General features: G+C 64.5%; 13 protein-coding genes and 4 pseudogenes. 12 read left to right on the top strand and 5 right to left on the bottom strand.

The genetic code is table 11. From position 1 onward, the window contains the following. Positions 1–357 precede the first annotated feature (357 nt). Together ACQ86E_RS24890 and ACQ86E_RS24885 are read left to right on the top strand one after the other, a co-directional pair. Positions 358–778 (top strand): annotated as a pseudogene (locus ACQ86E_RS24890) (DUF5330 domain-containing protein). Positions 779–847: 69 nt separating this feature from the next. Continuing rightward, complete coding sequence (locus ACQ86E_RS24885) at positions 848–1,276, top strand: SufE family protein (protein ID WP_431202232.1); 429 nt, start codon at positions 848–850, stop codon at positions 1,274–1,276. Between the two features lie 4 nt (positions 1,277–1,280). Here ACQ86E_RS24885 and ACQ86E_RS24880 read toward each other — a convergent pair whose 3' ends face one another. Both ACQ86E_RS24880 and ACQ86E_RS24875 read right to left on the bottom strand, forming a co-directional pair. After that, complete coding sequence (locus tag ACQ86E_RS24880; protein ID WP_015687400.1) at positions 1,281–1,697, bottom strand: MucR family transcriptional regulator; 417 nt, start codon at positions 1,695–1,697, stop codon at positions 1,281–1,283. A gap of 170 nt (positions 1,698–1,867) precedes the next feature. Beyond that, positions 1,868–2,734, bottom strand: a complete 867-nt coding sequence (locus ACQ86E_RS24875; RefSeq protein ID WP_431202231.1) for a DUF308 domain-containing protein — start codon at positions 2,732–2,734, stop codon at positions 1,868–1,870. 312 nt (positions 2,735–3,046) lie between these two features. Between ACQ86E_RS24875 and ACQ86E_RS24870 the strand changes: the two genes are divergently transcribed. Both ACQ86E_RS24870 and ACQ86E_RS24865 read left to right on the top strand, forming a co-directional pair. After that, positions 3,047–4,696 carry a glycosyltransferase family 39 protein gene (locus tag ACQ86E_RS24870; protein ID WP_431202230.1) on the top strand — a complete coding sequence of 550 codons (1,650 nt, stop codon included), beginning with the start codon at positions 3,047–3,049 and terminating at the stop codon, positions 4,694–4,696. Positions 4,697–4,881: 185 nt separating this feature from the next. Further along, positions 4,882–5,661, top strand: coding sequence for a class II aldolase/adducin family protein (locus ACQ86E_RS24865; RefSeq protein ID WP_015687403.1), 780 nt, complete (start codon positions 4,882–4,884; stop codon positions 5,659–5,661). Between the two features lie 240 nt (positions 5,662–5,901). Here the strand turns inward: ACQ86E_RS24865 and ACQ86E_RS24860 are convergent, their stop codons facing one another. The 3 genes from ACQ86E_RS24860 to ACQ86E_RS24850 all read right to left on the bottom strand — a co-directional run bounded on the left by ACQ86E_RS24860 (position 5,902) and on the right by ACQ86E_RS24850 (position 10,420). Then, on the bottom strand, positions 5,902–7,296 hold the full coding sequence (locus ACQ86E_RS24860) for a M20/M25/M40 family metallo-hydrolase (RefSeq protein ID WP_431202229.1): 1,395 nt from the start codon (positions 7,294–7,296) through the stop codon (positions 5,902–5,904). 24 nt (positions 7,297–7,320) lie between these two features. Next, positions 7,321–8,649, bottom strand: a complete 1,329-nt coding sequence (locus tag ACQ86E_RS24855) for a glycosyltransferase family 87 protein (protein ID WP_431202228.1) — start codon at positions 8,647–8,649, stop codon at positions 7,321–7,323. A gap of 148 nt (positions 8,650–8,797) precedes the next feature. Then, positions 8,798–10,420, bottom strand: coding sequence for a helicase HerA-like domain-containing protein (locus tag ACQ86E_RS24850; protein WP_431202227.1), 1,623 nt, complete (start codon positions 10,418–10,420; stop codon positions 8,798–8,800). Between the two features lie 347 nt (positions 10,421–10,767). Here ACQ86E_RS24850 and ACQ86E_RS24845 point away from each other — a divergent pair, with 347 nt between their 5' ends. The 8 genes and pseudogenes from ACQ86E_RS24845 to scpA all read left to right on the top strand — a co-directional run bounded on the left by ACQ86E_RS24845 (position 10,768) and on the right by scpA (position 18,092). After that, entirely contained in the window at positions 10,768–11,133 is a 366-nt protein-coding gene (locus ACQ86E_RS24845; protein ID WP_431202226.1) for a DUF2267 domain-containing protein, read from the top strand. A gap of 24 nt (positions 11,134–11,157) precedes the next feature. After that, entirely contained in the window at positions 11,158–11,565 is a 408-nt protein-coding gene (locus ACQ86E_RS24840; RefSeq protein WP_431202225.1) for a DUF4332 domain-containing protein, read from the top strand. 189 nt (positions 11,566–11,754) lie between these two features. Further along, positions 11,755–12,627 carry a dihydropteroate synthase gene (gene folP, locus ACQ86E_RS24835; protein ID WP_431202224.1) on the top strand — a complete coding sequence of 291 codons (873 nt, stop codon included), beginning with the start codon at positions 11,755–11,757 and terminating at the stop codon, positions 12,625–12,627. Next, positions 12,624–12,992, top strand: coding sequence for a dihydroneopterin aldolase (gene folB / locus ACQ86E_RS24830; RefSeq protein ID WP_431202223.1), 369 nt, complete (start codon positions 12,624–12,626; stop codon positions 12,990–12,992). Before folP ends, folB begins: the two co-directional genes overlap by 4 nt. 1 nt (position 12,993) lies before the next feature. Beyond that, positions 12,994–13,485, top strand: a complete 492-nt coding sequence (folK, locus tag ACQ86E_RS24825; protein WP_431202222.1) for a 2-amino-4-hydroxy-6-hydroxymethyldihydropteridine diphosphokinase — start codon at positions 12,994–12,996, stop codon at positions 13,483–13,485. A gap of 82 nt (positions 13,486–13,567) precedes the next feature. Next, positions 13,568–15,440: pseudogene (locus ACQ86E_RS24820) on the top strand (methylmalonyl-CoA mutase family protein). Then, positions 15,437–15,900: pseudogene (locus ACQ86E_RS24815) on the top strand (GFA family protein). The pseudogenes ACQ86E_RS24820 and ACQ86E_RS24815 overlap by 4 nt, the downstream one beginning before the upstream one ends. Before the next feature lie 36 nt (positions 15,901–15,936). Continuing rightward, a pseudogene (scpA, locus tag ACQ86E_RS24810) lies at positions 15,937–18,092 on the top strand (methylmalonyl-CoA mutase). The last annotated feature ends 46 nt before the right edge of the window (positions 18,093–18,138 follow it).

Here is an 18,138-nt window from a genome sequence, read left to right as displayed (position 1 = left end):
ATCGTTGAGCCACCGTGTCAGAGCGACCTTAAACGAGTGCTAAGGCATACCGGTCTGCCGCCGGACACCGTGTCATCGCGGAGATTTTTAGACGATTTGACGACGTCATCATCGGGGATGGTGAACACAGGGTTTCACCCTCCGCCTCATGGTTTCGAATTGGTGGATGAGCGACCCCGGCACAATCGCGGCCGCCGGCGTCAACCGAAAATTTACGAGAGCGGCATTTCCAAGATTTCTGCGTCAATTTTCCGCGAATTAAGCGGAAGGCAATCACTTGCGATTTATCGAGAGTTGCTAGGTCCGATGCGCTCTGCGGGGATCGCCGCGGCGGGATCTAACATACAGGTCGACAAGATGCGCTTTCTGCTCCGCATCACATTCTGGCTCGGGCTGGTGCTGGTGCTCCTGCCGCGGGACAAGACACCCGAGATCGGAGAAGCTGCCGCAGATCGGCGCAGCCGACGCGGTGCAGGCTGCGACCGCGGCCGTTTCCGACATGACCCAGTTCTGCAAGCGCCAGCCGGCGGCCTGCGAGGTCGGCGGACAGGCGGCAACCATCATCGGACAGCGTGCGCAGGACGGCGCGAAAAAGATCTACCAGATCATCAACGACAAGAAAGACCAGTTCGAGAAGACCGACAAGAAGGCCCCCGACCACACCGGCTCGATCGCGCTGACCGGCGAAGACGATGCCGCATCGACCGAGATGCAGCACGAGACCCTGACCCAGGACGATCTCGCGCTGGAATGGCGCGGCCCGCAGCCCGCGAATTAGGCTTCAAACCCTATCGATTTCGCAGCATTGCGTCCCTATATTGCCGGGACGTGGGAACCTTGGGCCAGCATGACGACGATTGACGAAATCAGGGACAATTTCGAGATCCTGGACGAGTGGGACGACCGTTACCGGTACGTCATCGAGCTCGGCCGCACCTTGGAACCGATGCCCGAGGCGGAACATTCCGCCGCCAACAAGGTCAATGGCTGCGTCAGCCAGGTCTGGCTGCAGAAGCTGGTCGATCGCGGCAATGGCGCGCCGATTCTGAAGTATCGCGGCGACAGCGATGCCCATATCGTGCGCGGCCTGGTCGCGATCGTGCTCTCGCTCTATTCGGGCCGCACGCCGCAGGAAATTCTCGCGACCGATGCAATCGCCGTGTTCGACGAGTTCGGCTTTCGCGATCATCTGACGCCGCAGCGCTCCAACGGCCTGCGCTCGATGGTCGAACGCATCAAGACCGACGCCAAAGAGGCGCTCGCGGAAGCTTCCTAGGAATTTACTTCCGCTTCCGCTGCTGCTGTCCCAAACCCATCTGCTTCGCCAGTTGCGAGCGCGCCACCGCGTAGTTCGGCGCGACCATGGGATAGTCGGCCGGCAAGCCCCATTTCTCGCGATATTGCTCCGGCGTCATGTTGTACTGGGTGCGCAGATGGCGCTTCAGCGACTTGAAGCGCTTGCCGTCTTCGAGGCAGACCAGATAGTCCGGCGCGATCGACTTCTTCAGCGAGACCGCGGGCTTTGCCGGCTCGAGCGGCACGGTCTCGGCGCGGCCTGTCGAGACCCGCACCAAGGCGCCGTGCACCTGGCTGATCAGGTTCGGAATCTCGGCGGCCGGCGTCGGATTGTTGCCGAGATAGGCCGAGACGATGCTCGCCGTCAGCTCGATGAAATTCTTAGCCCCGGCATCCGACATGGGCCCGACCTTTCCTTAAACGCTGCGTCTCATCCGTGAGTCTCCTGGCAAAGACGCCACCAAAGCATTTTGTGTCGACGAGAGGCTCGGCTGAAACAGGACGACTGACGAATATGAGCTGATGACCGACCGTGTGACAAGAACGCTGGCGGCTTGATCGAGCGCAGGCTTCAGCCGCCCCGCTGGTCGAGATGGGCGCGCAGCTCGTCGATCGAGGCAAAGCGCATCATGCCTTCCGGCATCTGCGCTTCGATCGAGCCGTCGGAATAGAGCGAATAGGCCATGCCGTCGACGATGCCGGATTTGAGCACCGTCACGGGGGGCTGTTCGCCCCCAGGCGCCGGCTCGGGTGCCGGCGGCGGGGCAGCTGCTTCCGTAAAGGTCGACGGCGAGCGCTGAGGCGGGCGGCGCGAAGCTATCGGCGGCTCCGGTGGACGCATGCGATCCGGCTTCGGCCAGGCATCTTCGAAGCTCGCCGGCGGCATCTCCGGGACGGCCGCGGCCGCGGCTTCTTCAGCAGGCGTCGGCGAATCATCGGGCGCCTTCGACTCCGCGCGCTCGCGCTCCTTGCGCGACGTCGAGGCAAACATCAGGTTGCGGCGGCGTGGCGGCTCCGGAGCCGCAGGGGGAGTTGGAGCTTCCGGCTCCGGCGGCGCCTCGACGCGCGGACGCTCGCGCGCGGTGACCTCGCCCTGCCAGGGCGGCGGACCCGCGGCGGGTGGTTGCGGCGGGGCCGATGGCTCGATCCTCCCGGCGAGCGCCGGCTCGGGCGCACTGGGCACCCCGAGGCCCGGCAGCACCGGCCTGACCCGCACCTCGGGCGCCGCGGCGGATCCGGCCAGCCGGCGGGCGATGCCCTTCAGTTCCACGACGACGGTATAGAGGCCGGCCAGTAACATTCCGGAGCAGACGGCAATGGTGCCGGAGATTATGAGGGTGCTGCCAACGCTGAAATCCCTGTTGGCGTAGCCAAGCAGGATCGCAAGGAGGCCCGCCACAACGGCGAAAATCCCAGCGATCAACAATGCCAAGGTCATCGAACTCACCCCCGGCCGCGCATCCACACGCGACACCCGTCGCCGCACGATACCGTCATACGGTGTTCCTCGCCAACGGCGAATTGTACCCTGCGTTCCTAAAGGGAAGGAAATCAGGGACTTATTCACATTCCCTTCAGCTACGGCTCGCTACTGCTCGTGCACCCCGAGTTGCAAGGATTTGCTGCGTCGCATCAGGAATTTAGCCATTATGCCCAATTACTTGGTAATGGAACTGCGCTATAGGGATTCCGGGGAAGTGGCCCGCGCGCACTGGCAGGGCCAAGAGGGGATTCCGGGTCACCAATAGCCATGACATCCATCACGACTTCGGCGATCGACACGCCTCTGCGGCGCTCGGTCGAGCGGACTTGCGACGATCTCGCCATGCTGGTGCTGGCTGCGGTCGCCATTACCGCAGGTTTGACCTTCCGCGACTACGGGCTCGGATGGGACGACTACACCCACGCTGAATATGCCGACCTGTTGCTGCGCATGTTCGGTTCCGGCTTCAGGGACACGGCGGCGCTCTCCTTCGCCAATCTCTATATGTACGGCGGCGGCTTCGACATGGTCGCGGCCCTGCTGCACAAGGTCATTCCGCTCGAGCTGTTCGAGACGCGACGCCTGCTCGGCGCGATCGTCGGCGTGATCGGACTTGCGGTGACGTGGCGGCTCGGCCGCCGCATCGGCGGACCGCTTGCAGGGCTCGCGGCGCTGCTGTTGCTCGCGCTCTGCCCGATCTTCTACGGCCACATGTTCATGAATCCGAAGGACGCGCCCTTCGCGGTGGCAATGATCATCCTGATGCTTGGCCTGGTCCGGCTTGCCGAGGAATATCCAAAGCCCTCGCCGCGCACGATCCTGATCGTCGGCCTGGGTGCGGGCCTGTCGATCGGCTGCCGCATCCTCGGCGGGCTCGCGCTGGTCTACGCCATGGTCGGCTTCATCCCGCTGTTCCTGGAAGAACTGCGCACCGAAGGCGTGCGCGAGGCGGCCCGCCGCTTCGCCCATGTCGTCTACGTGCTGCTGCCCGGCCTCGTGTTCGGTTATCTCGTGATGGGCCTGATCTGGCCATGGTCGATCATGAAGCCCGCCAATCCCTTCGAGGCGCTGACCTACTTCTCGCACTTCTTCGAGAAGCCCTGGAAGGAGATGTTCGACGGCGCGATCGTCTCCGTGCCCGACATGCCCTGGTCCTATCTGCCGACGCTGTTCGCGCTGCAATTGCCCGAGGTGATGCTGATCCTGATGGGCGGCGCCGTCTTCAGCACCTTTGCCATGCTGACGCGCCGCGAGGTTCCAGCGCGCCGCAAGACCGTCATGCTGATGCTGACGCTGGCGGCCATGCTGCCGCTCGCGATCGCGATGGTGAAGCGGCCCGCGCTGTACAACGGCATTCGCCATTTCGTGTTCGTGATCCCGCCGATGGCGGTTCTCGGCGGCGTCGCCTTCGCCTGGACCATGGAGCGCCTTCGCACCAATCGCCGCACCTGGCAGCCGGTCGTGCTCGCCACCTTCTGCTTTGGCCTGGCGCTCCCGCTCGCCGAGATGATCCGGCTGCATCCCTACCAATACACGCACTTCAACCACATCGCCGGCACCGTGCGCGGCGCCGACAGCCGCTTCATGCTCGACTATTGGGGCCTCGCGCTGAAACAGGCCTCGGACGAGCTGCGTGAACAACTGGTCGAGCGCCAGGAAGTGCCGCCGGCCAATCGCAAGTGGAAGGTCGCGGTGTGCGGCCCGCAGCGCCCGGCGCAGGTCGCGCTCGGCCCCGATTTCACCATCGGATGGGATTCCAACGCCGCTGATTTCGCCATGACGCTCGGCGAGTTCTATTGCAAGGGCCTCACCGCGCCCGTGATGGTCGAGATCAAGCGCGACGACGTCGTGTTCGCCCGCGTCTACGACATCCGCGGCCGCAGCATTTCCAGCCTGCTGTCGATCCCGGCGCCTTAGTATTCTTCCCGTAAGCCGTCCTGTAGCCCGGATGGAGCGCAAGCGAAATCCGGGACTTGGCTGCCCCGCATTGCGCTTCGCTCCATGCGGGCTACGCTGAACTGCCGCGCTCTGGGCGCCTTGCCGCCGACCACCGCCAAGACTAGGCTCTCGCTCCGAAACAACTGGGTTCGGAGAGATCAGCCATGTCACCAGCAGAAGCGCGCCTGAGGGAAGTGCCCTCCAACATGACGGAGGCCGAGTGGCAGCAACGGGTCAATCTCGCCGCCTGCTACCGCCTCGTCTCGTTGTACGGCTGGGATGACCTCGTCGACACCCACATCTCCGCCCGCGTGCCCGGCCCCGAGCATCACTTCCTGATCAACCCCTATGGGCTGATGTTCGACGAGATCACGGCCTCCAGCCTCGTCAAGGTCGACTTGCACGGCAACCAGCTCTCCGAGAGCGAGTACAGCATCAACCCGGCAGGCTTCACCATCCATTCGGCGATCCACGAGGTCCGCGAAGACGCGATCTGCGTGCTGCATCTCCACACCCTCGACGGCACCGCGGTGTCGAGCAGCGCCGAAGGCCTGCTGCCGCTGAACCAGACCGCCCAGCTCGTCACCCACGACCTCGCCTATCACGACTATGAAGGAATCGCGCTCGATCACGACGAGCGGCCGCGGCTGCAGAAGGACCTCGGCGACCACAACCACATGCTGCTGCGCAATCACGGCACGCTGACTGTCGGCCGCTCCGTCGCCTCCGCCTTCGAGCGCATGTACCATCTGGAGCGGGCCTGCTCGATGCAGGTGCGCACGCGTGCGCTGGGCACGCCGGTCTATCCGGTCGACCACGTCGCGATCGACAAGAACACCGAGCTGCTCGCCAACCGCGACCGCGCCGAGCTGCGCGCCACCAACCTGGTGTGGCCGCCGCTGCTGCGCAAGCTCGACCGCGAGCTGCCGGGCTACCGGTCTTGAGAATTTCAGGATTTCGTGTAGAGTAGTTGCCAACACCCTCTACACGTTTCGGAATCAAACGCCGCCCAATTCCGGGCGGCGTTTTTGTTTGAGGGCGGTCCCTCCGCTTGTCATTGCGAGGAGCGAAGCGACGAAGTTTCGTAGGGTGGATTAGCGAAGCGTAATCCACCACGCATCTGCGCATGCCGAACGAAGTTGGTGGATTACGCCTGCGGCTAATCCACCCTACGGCAGCTCGCCCTACTTCACCTCCGCCAGCGCGGCGAGAATCCTTGCCCAGGAGCGGATGCCCTTCTGGAAGCTGCGGAGGTCGTACTTCTCGTTCGGCGAGTGGATGTTGTCGTCGTCCAATCCAAAACCGACCAGCAGCGAGTCCAGCCCCAGCGTGCGCTTGAAATCGGCGACGATCGGGATCGAAGCGCCCGAGCCCATCAGCACGGTCTCTTTGCCCCATTCCTCCGTCAGCGCCTTGCTGGCTGCCGCAAGCGGCTTCATGTTCCAGTCGAGCGCGACTGCGGGCGCGGCGGAATGGTCGCCGAATTCGACCTTGCAGTCGCCAGGAAGCCGCGCCGTCACGTAGTCGCGAAACGCCTTGCGGATTGTCTGGGGGTCCTGCCCCTCGACCAGACGGAACGAGACTTTTGCCGAGGCATGCGACGGGATCACCGTCTTGGAGCCCTCGCCGATATAGCCGCCCCAGATGCCGTTGACGTCGCAGGTCGGGCGCGACGAGGCCTGCTCGATGAGGAGACGCCCCTTCTCGCCGGCCGGGATCGAGAGGCCGATCGGCTTGAGGAACATGTCCGGCGTGAGATTGAGCTTCTTCCACTGCTCCAGGATATCGGGCGGCAGATCCTTCACGCCGTCATAGAAGCCCGGAATGGTGATACGGTTGTCGTCGTCGAACAGGCCGCCGAGAATTTTCGTGAGCACGCGGATCGGGTTCATGGCGCTGCCGCCGAACACGCCGGAATGCAGGTCGCGGTTGGCGGCGGTGATCTTCAGCTCTTCGTACAGCAGGCCGCGCAGCGAGGTCGTGATCGCGGGCGTGTTGCGGTCCCACATGCCGGTGTCGCAGACCAGCACGTAATCGGCCTTGAACTCGTCCTTGTTGGCCTCGATGAACGGCACGAAATTCTTCGAGCCGACCTCCTCCTCGCCTTCGATCAGGAAGGTGACATCGATCGGCAGCGATCCCGTCACCGTCTTCCAGGCGCGGCAGGCCTCGACAAAGGTCATCACCTGGCCCTTGTCGTCCTCGGCACCGCGCGCGACGATGATCTTGCGGCCGTCGGCATGGTCGGTCACCACGGGCTCGAACGGCGGACGGTTCCATAGATTTTCCGGATCGACCGGCTGCACATCATAATGACCGTAGAAGATCACGTGCGGACGGCCGCCTGCCTTGGTCTTGCCGACGATGGCGGGATGGCCGGCGGTCGGCCTCACTTCGGTGGCGACGCCCAGGCTTGCGATATCCCTGGCGAGGTGCTCGGCCGCGGCCTTGCAGTCGTTGGCGAAGGCCGGATCCGCGGAGATCGACTTGATCCGCAACAGCGCGAACAGGCGCTCCAGGCTGTTGTCGGAATCCTTGTCGATGTGGTCGAGCACGGATTGAAGCTGTGCATTGGCCATGGTCGTATTCCCTGCTTTTGAGTCTTAGGAGGTACCGGGTTTTAGCGCCGCGTCGGCGTCGGAGCCAGCCGCAACCGGTGGATGCCGGATGTGCCACGCGAGGGTCCCCGCGAGAACGGCGGTCGCGGCGAGATTGTTGCCCCAGGCCTGGAGCACATTGGGAAACCACGGCAGCGCCAGCAGCATGAGGATTCCGGCAGCGCCCAGCGCGAGCCAGGTCCCCAGCCGCACATTCGCCCGCTCGTCGAAGGCGGCGCGATGCATCAGCACCGTCATCGGAAAGAACAGCCACATGAAGTAGTATTGCCGCGCCAGCGGCGAGGCTACCGTCATCAGGCAGAACAGAATGCCGAGCTCTTCGGCGTCCGAGCGCGCCGTTCGCCGCGCTTGCGGAGGCATGACCGCGACGAAGCCAAGCCCGAGCAGCGCCGACAGCGCCAGCACGATCCAGTTCGCCGTCTTGTAGTCGACGTCGATGACGTTCATCGTGCGCGGGGGCTTCCTGGAGTCTTCCTGATTGTAATTGATCGGCCGGACCAGGCGGTGCGTGACCGCAATCAGGGACTGGTTGACCCACGACCAGTTCTGCTCGTCACGCTGGCCAAAACCCTTTTCCGAGCTCGAGCCGACCATGCCCTGATACCAGGTCTTGAGTTCGGCCGCGTTGCGCTCGAAGCCGCGGATCGGCGCCGGCGCGACATAAAGAAGGATGCCGGTGAAGACGACCGTCGCGGCGGCGGCAGTCCACTTCCGCCGCCAGACCAGATAGGGCAGCACCGCGATCGGAAACACCTTGATCGCGGTGGCGAGCGCGAACACGAAGCCCGCAAGCCAGGAACGCTGATGCTGCAAGCACCAGAAGCCCCAGAGCATCATCGCCAGCAGCACGAGGTTCGGCTGACCGAGGTCGAACATGTCGAACACGAAGGTCACGGTAACGAAGGCAGGCAGCGCTTCCAGCCAGGGGCCGGCGCTGCGGCCAGATCCCGTCATGGAATTGGAGAGGATACCGGTGTACCACCACGCCGCCGCGTTCAGGATCGACAGCACGACATAGAGCGGGATCTTGCCGAACCAGCTCGGGATCGCCAGCAGGATCGCCGGCAGCGGTGGATAGATGAACTCGAAATACTCGCGGACATCGCCCGGATAGAGCGGCCCGCCGTGAAGGACCTGCTGTCCGGCCCAGTACCACAGCCCGTAGTCCTTGGTCTTGCCGTGGCCGAATATCTCGGGAACGAGCACGTCGGCAGTCAGCAGGACGCAGCAGAACAGAAAAAGCAGGTCGAGCGGCGCGCGCAGCGAGAGCCTTCTGAGCGCGCCGGATTTGGGGTACGGGTCGGTTGAGGTCACAATGGGGTCCAGTCAGGGAACACAGGACCTAGCAGACCGACAGACGCTTGGAGAGCCCCCTCACCTGAATTTGTAACGGCTGCCCGCTCGACCTCTTCGCGGAAGCGGCCGGGGTCGCGGGCGAATTGCCTCAAACAGGGCTTCCTGCCTACCTCCGCAGCAAACCGCCGAGCGCGCCGCGGACCAGCGTGCGGCCGATCGTCCCGCCGAGCTGTCCGCCGACCGACTTGCCGAGATTGGCGGCCATGCCTCCGATCACCTGGTTGGTCACCGATCGCGTCACGTCCCGCGCGATGACCTGGCCCGCCGACAGGCGGCCGCGCTTGACGTTGGTGCCGAAGATGGAGCCGACGATCGAGCCGATCTGGCCGAGGATGCCGCCGCCGCTTGCGCCCGCAGGAGCATCCGCCGTCGCCGCGGTGCCGGCGATGCGCTTCTGGATCATCTCGTAAGCGGACTCTGCATCGACGGCGGTGTCGTATTTGCCCTTCACCGGACTCGCATCCATGATCACCTTGCGCTCTTCCGGCGTGATCGGACCGATGCGAGCCGATGGCGGCCGGATCATCACCCGCTCGACCATGGTCGGCGTGCCGTTGCCTTCGAGGAAGGACACCAGCGCCTCGCCCTTGCCGAGCTCGGTGATCACCTTGGCGGTATCGAGCTTCGGGTTGGGCCGGAAGGTCTGCGCCGCGGCGGCGACCGCCTTCTGGTCGCGCGGGGTGAAGGCACGCAGCGCATGCTGCACGCGGTTACCCAACTGCCCGAGCACGCGATCGGGGACGTCGATCGGGTTTTGCGTGACGAAATAGACGCCGACGCCCTTGGACCGGATCAATCGCACCACCTGCTCGATCTTGTCCAACAGCGCCTTCGGCGCATCGTTGAACAACAGATGCGCCTCGTCGAAGAAGAACACCAGCTTGGGCTTCGGCAGGTCGCCGGCCTCGGGCAGCTCCTCGAACAATTCCGACAGCATCCACAGCAGGAATGTCGCGTAAAGCCGTGGGCTCTGGAGCAGCTTGTCGGCGACGAGGATGTTGACCATGCCGCGGCCGTCGCGGTCGGTCTTCATGAAGTCCTTGAGCGACAGCGCCGGCTCGCCGAAGAATTTGGTGCCGCCCTGGTTCTCCAGCACCAGAAGCTGGCGCTGGATGGTGCCGACGGTGGCCTTGGTGACGTTGCCAAATCCCTGCGCCGCCTTCTTGATGGCGGCAAGCGGGCTTTCCTCTGCATCCGCTGCCTTCTTGCCGGAATCCGGCACGATGGCATCGAGCAGCGCGCGCAGATCCTTCATGTCGATGAGGGTCAGCCCGTTGTCGTCGGCAACGCGAAAGGCGACGTTGAGCACGCCTTCCTGCACATCGTTCAGGTCGAGCATCCGCGCGAGCAAAAGCGGTCCCATCTCCGTGACAGTCGCCCGCACCGGATGGCCCTGCTCGCCGAACACGTCCCAGAACACCGTCGAGAACTGGTCGGGCTGGAACGTCAGCCCCATCCCGGTGGCGCGCTTGACGATGAAATCCGTGGCCACGCCGACCTCGGAGATACCGGAGAGGTCTCCCTTGATGTCGGACGCGAAGACCGGAACACCGGCGCGCGCAAATCCTTCCGCCATGACTTGCAGCGATACCGTCTTGCCGGTTCCGGTTGCACCGGTGACGAGGCCGTGGCGATTGGCGAGCGCCAGCGTCAGCCACGCCTGCTCGTCTCCCTTGCCGACGAAGATCTTGTCGCCGGTGTCGCCGAGCTTGCTGTCCTGAGCCGTCATTATTCTCTCTGATCTCTCTGCCGTGTTTCGCATATTGAAACGCGAATGCACCTGTTCCGTAGTTTAACGCATCTCGCGTGCCGATTGAAACCGTTCAACGTGCCCCAGCATGCGACATTGCCGGAAACATCGGCAAGGCATCCGCCGAAAGTAGGAACGATGCATTCGCACCGCGGCAATTTTTCGCCGATTCCATCTCCGCTCTTGCATCGTTGCAACACCTTTCGCGTCTTCGAGAATGAATCGGAACGTTGGTTGCGTTCATCGCTTGTATTTCAGATCACACCGGCTCAAGATCATTTTTGAAAGCAATATTCCGGGTGCAAACCGGCTGAGGGGCGGGCCTTATGGACGAACTGATCGGGCGGCTGGCGTCAAACGCCAGCATAGATAGTGCTGTCGCTGAAAAGACCGTCGGCATTATCCTGGGCTTCCTCCGCAACGAGGGACCTTCCGACAGCGTGCAGACCCTGATCGATCAGATCCCCGGTGCTGAAGCTGCGATCGAGGCGTCCAGGAGCGGCGGTGGATTGTCGCGCCTGATGGGCGGCGGCCTGATGGCCGTCGGCACGCGCCTGATGGGCCTCGGACTTGGCATGTCCGAGATTCAGACCATTGCCCGTGAACTTTTCCGCTACGGCCGAGACAAAATCGGAGCGGATCAGATGGGCAAGATCATCGCCGGCACGCCGGGCCTCAGCCAGTTCGCCTGAGCGACGCTTTTCATATCGAGTATCATGACATATCCGATCTCCGAGATTGAGGGCCTGTCGGCCTTTGCCGCCAACAAGTTGAAGGCGCAGGGAATCCGCACGACCGACGCGCTGCTCGAGGCAGCCTCGACCGTGAAAGGCCGCAAGGCGCTTTCCGCCAGGACCGGCATCAGCGAGCAGCAGTTGCTCGAATGGGCCAACGTCTCCGACTACATGCGCATCCCCGGCATGGGCCGTGCCAAGGTCGGCCTGGTTCGTGCTGCCGGCGTTACCACCGTGCGCGAGCTCGCCTATCGAAATCCGGCAAGGCTCGCCCAGAGCATGCGCGAAGCCAACGAGAAGAAGAAGCTGGTTCGCATTCTGCCTTCCGAGAAGTCGGTCTGCGACATCATCGCCAAGGCGAAGAAGCTGCCGCCGAAGATCACGTATTAGGCGTCTCTCGGCATTCAACCTGCAGCGTAAGCTCTCGCTGTCGTACCCTGCGAAAGCGGGGTATCCAGTACGCTGCGGCCTCTCCGTGTCACCTCGCTGCCTCGGAATACGGGATTGCCCGCTTTCGCGCGCAATGACAGCGGCAGTGTTGGCCTTGAATCCCCCTCCTCGACCGCTAAAGCGGGCGGCATGAACGCCTCGCCATCCCCATCCGTCCCCCAGGCTGGCTCGGCCGGCCCTGACGTGCTGCGGACATTGCTGGAACGGCCGATCCCGGCAGTGATGGGCGTGCTCAACGTCACCCCGGACTCCTTCTCCGACGGCGGCGAGTTCATCGCGCCTGCGCTGGCGCTGCAGCGGGCACGGGCGATGATCGATGCCGGCGTCGACATCATCGACATCGGCGCGGAATCGACCCGGCCCTACACGGGCGCCCGGCCGGTCACGGCGGCGGACGAGATCGCACGGCTGAAGCCGGTGCTGGCCGAATTGGTGGCGCTCGGCGTGCCGGTGTCGATCGACAGCATGAAGGCGGAGGTCGTGGCTTTCGCACTCGACCAGGGCGTTGCGATCGCCAACGACGTCTGGGGCCTGCAACGCGACGCGGCCATGGCGCAGCTGGTCGCCGCCAGGAGCGTTCCCGTCATCGTCATGCACAACCGCGACAACGTCGATTCCGCCATCGACATCATCGCGGACATGAAGACGTTCTTCCTCCGCTCGCTGGATATCGCCGCCAAAGCCGGCATTGCGCGCGAGAAGATCGTGCTCGATCCCGGAATCGGCTTTGGCAAGACCGCCGAGCAGAGCATGATCGCGCTGGCGCGGTTGCGCGAATTCGACGTGTTCGGCCTGCCGATCCTGGTCGGCGCCTCGCGCAAGCGCTTCATCGCCTCGGTGTCGCCGTCGGAGCCGAAAGAAAGGCTCGCCGGCTCGATCGCCGCGCACCTGATCGCCGCGCAGCGCGGCGCCAGGATCATCCGGACCCACGACGTCGCCGAGACCTTGCAGGCCATGCGGGTGGCGCACGCAATCGAAAGCAAGCCAGAGAGCAAGCCATGACCGATACGATCTTCGTGACCGGCCTGTCGATCCACGCCCGCCACGGCGTGATGGAGCACGAGACCGAAGTCGGCCAGCGTTTCGTCATCGATCTCGAGCTCTATACCGACCTGTCGGAGCCGTCGCGCAGCGACCGGCTTTCCGATACGGTGTCCTACGCCGAGGTGGTGGCGACGACGACGGCCGCATTCAAGAACACCAACTACAAGCTCCTGGAGCGTGCGGCCGGCGCGGTCGCGGACGCCATCCTGTCGCACTTCCCGCGCATCCGCGCCGTGAAGATCACCGTGCACAAGCCGCATGCGCCGATCGCCGCGATCTTCGACGACGTCGGCATCATGCTGACGCGCTCGCGGCACCCTTGAGATGGCGAGCGTCCTCATTGCGCTCGGCGGCAATGTCGGCGATGTCCGCGCGACGTTCGGAAAGGCGATCGCGCATGTCTGCGGCATGACGCAAGGCGTGCTGGTCGCGCGCTCCTCGGACTATACGACGCCGCCCTGGGGCGACGAGGACCAGGATCCCTTCATCAACGCCAGCGTCGAGATCGAAACCGGCCTCGATCCGCACGCGCTGCTGTTCGTGCTGCAGAAGGTCGAACAGAAATTCGGCCGCACGCGCACCAAGGAGCGGCGCTGGGGTCCGCGCACGCTCGATCTCGACATGATCGCCTATGACGATGTGTCCATGCAGAAGCCAGATCTGACCTTGCCGCATCCGCGCCTGTTCGAGCGCGCCTTCGTGCTGGTGCCGCTCGCCGAAATCGCGCCCGACCGTATGATCTCGGGTATTCGTGTCCGCGACGGGCTCGCCGGCGTCTCGACGCAAGGCATTGAGCGGCTTCCGGATACCGGTTAACCAAAAACAACCGTTTGCAGCGACGCCCGGCCGTGGCAATTTCGCCCGCGAATAACAAAGCCGTTTGGGAGCCCTTGGCCGTATGACCTCCGTGACTGACGACCTGCCGCTGGCGGCCGATTTTCCCAAGGCGACCGTCGAAGACTGGCGCAAGCTGGTCGATGGCGTGCTGAAGGGCGCGCCGTTCGAGAAGCTGGTCGGCAAGACCTATGACGGGTTGAAGATCGATCCGCTCTATCCGCGCGCCAAGGGCGTTGCCCCCGTCGTCGGACGGGCCGCGGCGGCGCCGTGGCAGATCGTGCAGTGGATCGACCATCCCGATGCGGCAGCGGCGAATGCGCAAGCCTTGCAGGATCTGGAGAATGGCGCGACGGGACTTGCGCTGGTGTTCGCCGGGGGCACTGGCAGCCATGGCTTCGGCCTGGAACCGACGGCGGATGCCGTCGCAAAGGTCTTGAAGGACGTTCATCTCGACGCCGGTATCGGCATAGAAGCTCGAGATCGGGCCGCAGTCGCGGATGGCTGCGATCCATGTCGCGGAATATGTGAAGAGCAAGGGTCTCGATCCCGCCGCCTGCAACATCCGCTTCGGGCTCGATCCGCTCGCGGCCTGCGCGGTCTGGGGCCACAGTCCTTATACCTGGGACGAAATCGTTCCTGCCGTCACCGGTGGTATCAAGGGTCTCGCCGCGCTCGGGTTCAAGGGACCGTTTGCCTCCGCCGACGGCCGCGTGATCCACGATGCCGGCGGCTCCGAGGTGCAGGAGCTTGCCTTCGTGCTCGCCTGCGGTGTCGCCTATCTACGCGCGATCGAAGGTGCGGGCGTTCCGCTGGAGCAGGCGCAGGGCATGATCTATGTGCGGCTCTCTGCGGATGCGGACCAGTTCCTGACCATGGCGAAATTCCGCGCGCTGCGGCTGCTCTGGGCTCGGATCGAAACCGCGTGCGGACTCACGCCGAAGCCGCTGTTCATTGCGGCCGACACGGCCTGGCGCATGCTGACGCAGCGCGACCCCTATGTGAACATGCTGCGCGCGACCATCGCGACATTCGCGGCGGGTCTTGCCGGCGCCAATGCGATCACGGTGCTACCGCATACGCTCGCGCTCGGGCTGCCCGATCCGTTCGCGCGGCGGGTGGCGCGCAACACCCAGCTTCTGCTGCTGGAAGAAAGCAACCTTGCCAAGGTCAGCGATCCCGCCGCGGGTGCCGGCGGCATCGAGACGCTGACCGCACAGCTCTGCGACGCCGCCTGGGCGCTGTTCCAGGACAGCGAGAAGGCCGGCGGCGCCTTCGCCGCGCTTCAGCAAGGCGTGTTCCAGAGCAAGATCGCCGCCACACGGAAAGCGCGTGACGCCAACATCGCAAAGCGCCGGGACGTTCTGACCGGGGCCAGCGAGTTTCCCAACCTGCATGAGCGCGAGACGGCCGTGCTCAAGATGGCGCCGGTTGCGCTCGCACCTTACGGCGAGCAGAAGTACAAGTTCGATCCGCTGCCGGCGATCCGGCTGGCGCAGCCGTTCGAGGCGCTGCGCGACAAGTCGGATGCAGCGTTGAAGGCGCGCGGCGCGCGGCCAAAAGTGTTTCTGGCCAATCTTGGCACGCCCGCCGATTTCACGGCCCGTGCAACCTTTGCCAAGAGCTTCTTCGAGGCCGGCGGCATCCAGGCCGTCGACAGCGAGGGTTTTGCCGATCAGGCCAAGCTGGCGGCCGCCTTCAAGGCCTCGGGCGCGGAGCTTGCCTGCCTTTGTTCCAGCGACAAGGTCTATGCGGAACACGCCGAAGCCGCGGCGAAGGCCCTGCAAACCGCAGGCGGCCGACATATCTATCTGGCAGGCCGTCCCGCCGATGCTGAGGCGGCCCTCCGTGCCTCCGGCGTCATGGGCTTCGTGTTCGCCGGCGGCGATGCCCTGGCGACGTTGCAGGACGCTTATGTTCGGATGGAGCAGGCATGACCGAAGCCGGTAAACCCGTTCTCACCGGCGGCTGCCAATGCGGCGCCGTGCGCTTTGCCCTGACGGCAGCACCGGACAAGGTTTCGATCTGCCATTGCCGGATGTGCCAGAAGGCCAGCGGCGCGCCATTCGCCTCGTTCGCCGACATCAACCGGACCGACTTCGCCTGGACCAAGGGACAGCCGTCGTTCTTCCGCTCGTCATCGATTGCCGAGCGCGGCTTTGCGCCGCATGCGGCACGCCGCTCAGCTTCGGCCGCATCGACGGCGACCGGATCGAGGTCATGACCGGTACCTTCGACCGGCCCGACCGGGTGATCCCGACGCGGCAATATGGAACGGAATCCCGGCTCGGCTGGGTGGTGGGAATCTCGAACCTGCCGAGCCAGACCACGCAGCAGAATTACGGGCCGGAGAAGATGGCGACCATCGTCAGCCATCAGCATCCGGACCATGATTGAGCGCCCGATGCGCCACCCCATGATATGGTTGAGACCATGAGCCGCATTCCGAACTTTGCAGACGTCGCTTTCGAGAGAGCTGTCACCGCCGCACCGACCGGCAGCGCCGAGCCGTGGCTGACGCCCGAGGGCATTCTGGTGAAGCCCGCCTATGGCGAGGCTGATCTGGCCGGGCTCGATTTCCTCGAGACCTATCCGGGCATCGCGCCGTTCCTGCGCGGGCCCTACCCGACCATGTATGTCAACCAGCCCTGGACCGTCCGGCAATATGCCGGCTTCTCCACGGCGGAGGATTCCAACGCGTTCTACCGCCGCAACCTTGCTGCTGGTCAGAAGGGCCTTTCGGTCGCCTTCGATCTCGCCACCCATCGCGGTTATGACAGCGACCATCCGCGCGTCGGCGGCGACGTCGGCATGGCCGGCGTGGCCATCGATTCCATCTACGACATGCGCACGCTGTTCGCGGAATCCCGCTCGACCAGATGAGCGTGTCCATGACCATGAACGGCGCGGTGCTGCCGATCCTCGCGCTCTATGTCGCCGCCGCAGGCGAACAGGGCGTGCCGCCGGAAAAACTGTCGGGCACCATTCAGAACGATATTCTGAAAGAGTTCATGGTGCGCAACACCTACATCTATCCGCCCGCGCCCTCGATGCGGATCATCTCGGACATCTTCGCCTACACCTCGCAGAAGATGCCGAAATACAATTCGATCTCGATCTCCGGCTACCACATGCAGGAGGCCGGCGCGACGCAGGACCTCGAGCTCGCCTATACGCTCGCCGACGGTGTCGAATATCTGCGTGCGGGCATTGCCGCGGGTCTCGACGTCGACCGCTTCGCACCGCGCCTGTCGTTCTTCTGGGCGATCGGCATGAACTTCTTCATGGAAGTCGCCAAGCTCCGCGCCGCGCGGCTCTTGTGGGCGAAGCTGCTGAAGCCGTTCAACCCGAAGGACCCACGCTCGCTGTCGCTGCGCACGCATAGCCAGACCTCGGGCTGGTCGCTGACCGCGCAGGACGTCTTCAACAACGTGATGCGCACGACGGTCGAGGCGATGGCGGCGACGCAAGGCCACACCCAGTCGCTGCACACCAATGCGCTCGACGAAGCGCTGGCGCTGCCGACCGATTTCTCGGCGCGCATCGCCCGCAACACCCAGCTGTTCCTGCAGCAGGAGAGCGGCACCACCCGCATCATCGATCCCTGGGGCGGCTCGTATTACGTCGAGCGCCTGACGCGCGATCTCGCCGCCAAGGCATGGGGCCATATCCAGGAGGTCGAGGAACTCGGCGGCATGGCGAAGGCCATCGAGGCCGGCGTACCCAAGCTGCGCATCGAGGAGGCCTCGGCCAAGACCCAGGCCCGCATCGATGCCGGCCGGCAGGCGGTGATCGGCGTCAACAAGTACAAGCCGACCGACGAGGCCCCCATCGACATCCTCAAGGTGGACAACACCAATGTCCGGCGCCTGCAGATCGACAAGCTGGCGAGGCTGAAAGCCGAGCGCAGCCAGAAGGACGTCGACGCCGCGCTCGCGGCGCTGACGCGTTCGGCCGGCGAAGGCAACGGCAATCTGCTCGCGCTCGCGATCGACGCGGCGCGGGCGAAGGCGACCGTCGGCGAGATTTCGGACGCGATGGAAAAGGTATTCGGCCGGCACCGCGCCGAGATCAAATCCATCACCGGCGTCTACAAGCGGGAGGCGTCCAGCATGGGCAACCGGGTCGAGAAGATTCAGGCGCTGATCGACGCCTTCGAGGAGGCCGAGGGCCGCCGTCCGCGCATCCTGGTCGCCAAGATCGGCCAGGACGGCCATGACCGTGGCCAGAAGGTGATTGCGTCCGCGTTCGCCGACATCGGCTTCGACGTCGACATCGGGCCGCTGTTCGCCACCGCTGATGAGGCCGCGCGACAGGCGGTCGAGAACGACGTCCACATCCTCGGCGTCTCCTCGCTCGCCGCCGCCCATCTCACCGCGGTGCCGGAGCTGAAGGCCGCGCTGAAGAAGCAGGGCCGCGACGACATCATGATCATCGTCGGCGGCGTGGTGCCGCCGCAGGATTACGACGCGCTCTATGCGGCCGGCGCGGAGGCGATCTTCCCGCCGGGCACCGTGATCGCGGACGCGGCCGAGGAGCTGATCCACAAGCTGAACGCGCGGCTCGGGCATAGCGAGGCGGCCGAGTAGCGCCGCCAATCTTCCAACAACAAGGATTTTGCGTGATGTCTCTCGC

The sequence above is a fragment of the Bradyrhizobium betae genome (assembly GCF_050632175.1).
GTDB lineage: Bacteria > Pseudomonadota > Alphaproteobacteria > Rhizobiales > Xanthobacteraceae > Bradyrhizobium > Bradyrhizobium betae_B.
Note: the sequence above shows the minus strand (reverse complement) of the source record. Positions and strands in the feature narration are given on the sequence as shown.

What these genes read in the sequence shown, in the direction of transcription:
- ACQ86E_RS24885 (WP_431202232.1), top strand. Translation starts at nt 848, where the DNA reads ATGACGACGATTGACGAAATCAGGGACAATTTCGAGATCCTGGACGAG.
- ACQ86E_RS24880 (WP_015687400.1), bottom strand. Translation starts at nt 1,697, where the DNA reads ATGTCGGATGCCGGGGCTAAGAATTTCATCGAGCTGACGGCGAGCATC.
- ACQ86E_RS24875 (WP_431202231.1), bottom strand. Translation starts at nt 2,734, where the DNA reads ATGACCTTGGCATTGTTGATCGCTGGGATTTTCGCCGTTGTGGCGGGC.
- ACQ86E_RS24870 (WP_431202230.1), top strand. Translation starts at nt 3,047, where the DNA reads ATGACATCCATCACGACTTCGGCGATCGACACGCCTCTGCGGCGCTCG.
- ACQ86E_RS24865 (WP_015687403.1), top strand. Translation starts at nt 4,882, where the DNA reads ATGTCACCAGCAGAAGCGCGCCTGAGGGAAGTGCCCTCCAACATGACG.
- ACQ86E_RS24860 (WP_431202229.1), bottom strand. Translation starts at nt 7,296, where the DNA reads ATGGCCAATGCACAGCTTCAATCCGTGCTCGACCACATCGACAAGGAT.
- ACQ86E_RS24850 (WP_431202227.1), bottom strand. Translation starts at nt 10,420, where the DNA reads ATGACGGCTCAGGACAGCAAGCTCGGCGACACCGGCGACAAGATCTTC.
- ACQ86E_RS24845 (WP_431202226.1), top strand. Translation starts at nt 10,768, where the DNA reads ATGGACGAACTGATCGGGCGGCTGGCGTCAAACGCCAGCATAGATAGT.
- ACQ86E_RS24840 (WP_431202225.1), top strand. Translation starts at nt 11,158, where the DNA reads ATGACATATCCGATCTCCGAGATTGAGGGCCTGTCGGCCTTTGCCGCC.
- folP (WP_431202224.1), top strand. Translation starts at nt 11,755, where the DNA reads ATGAACGCCTCGCCATCCCCATCCGTCCCCCAGGCTGGCTCGGCCGGC.
- folB (WP_431202223.1), top strand. Translation starts at nt 12,624, where the DNA reads ATGACCGATACGATCTTCGTGACCGGCCTGTCGATCCACGCCCGCCAC.
- folK (WP_431202222.1), top strand. Translation starts at nt 12,994, where the DNA reads ATGGCGAGCGTCCTCATTGCGCTCGGCGGCAATGTCGGCGATGTCCGC.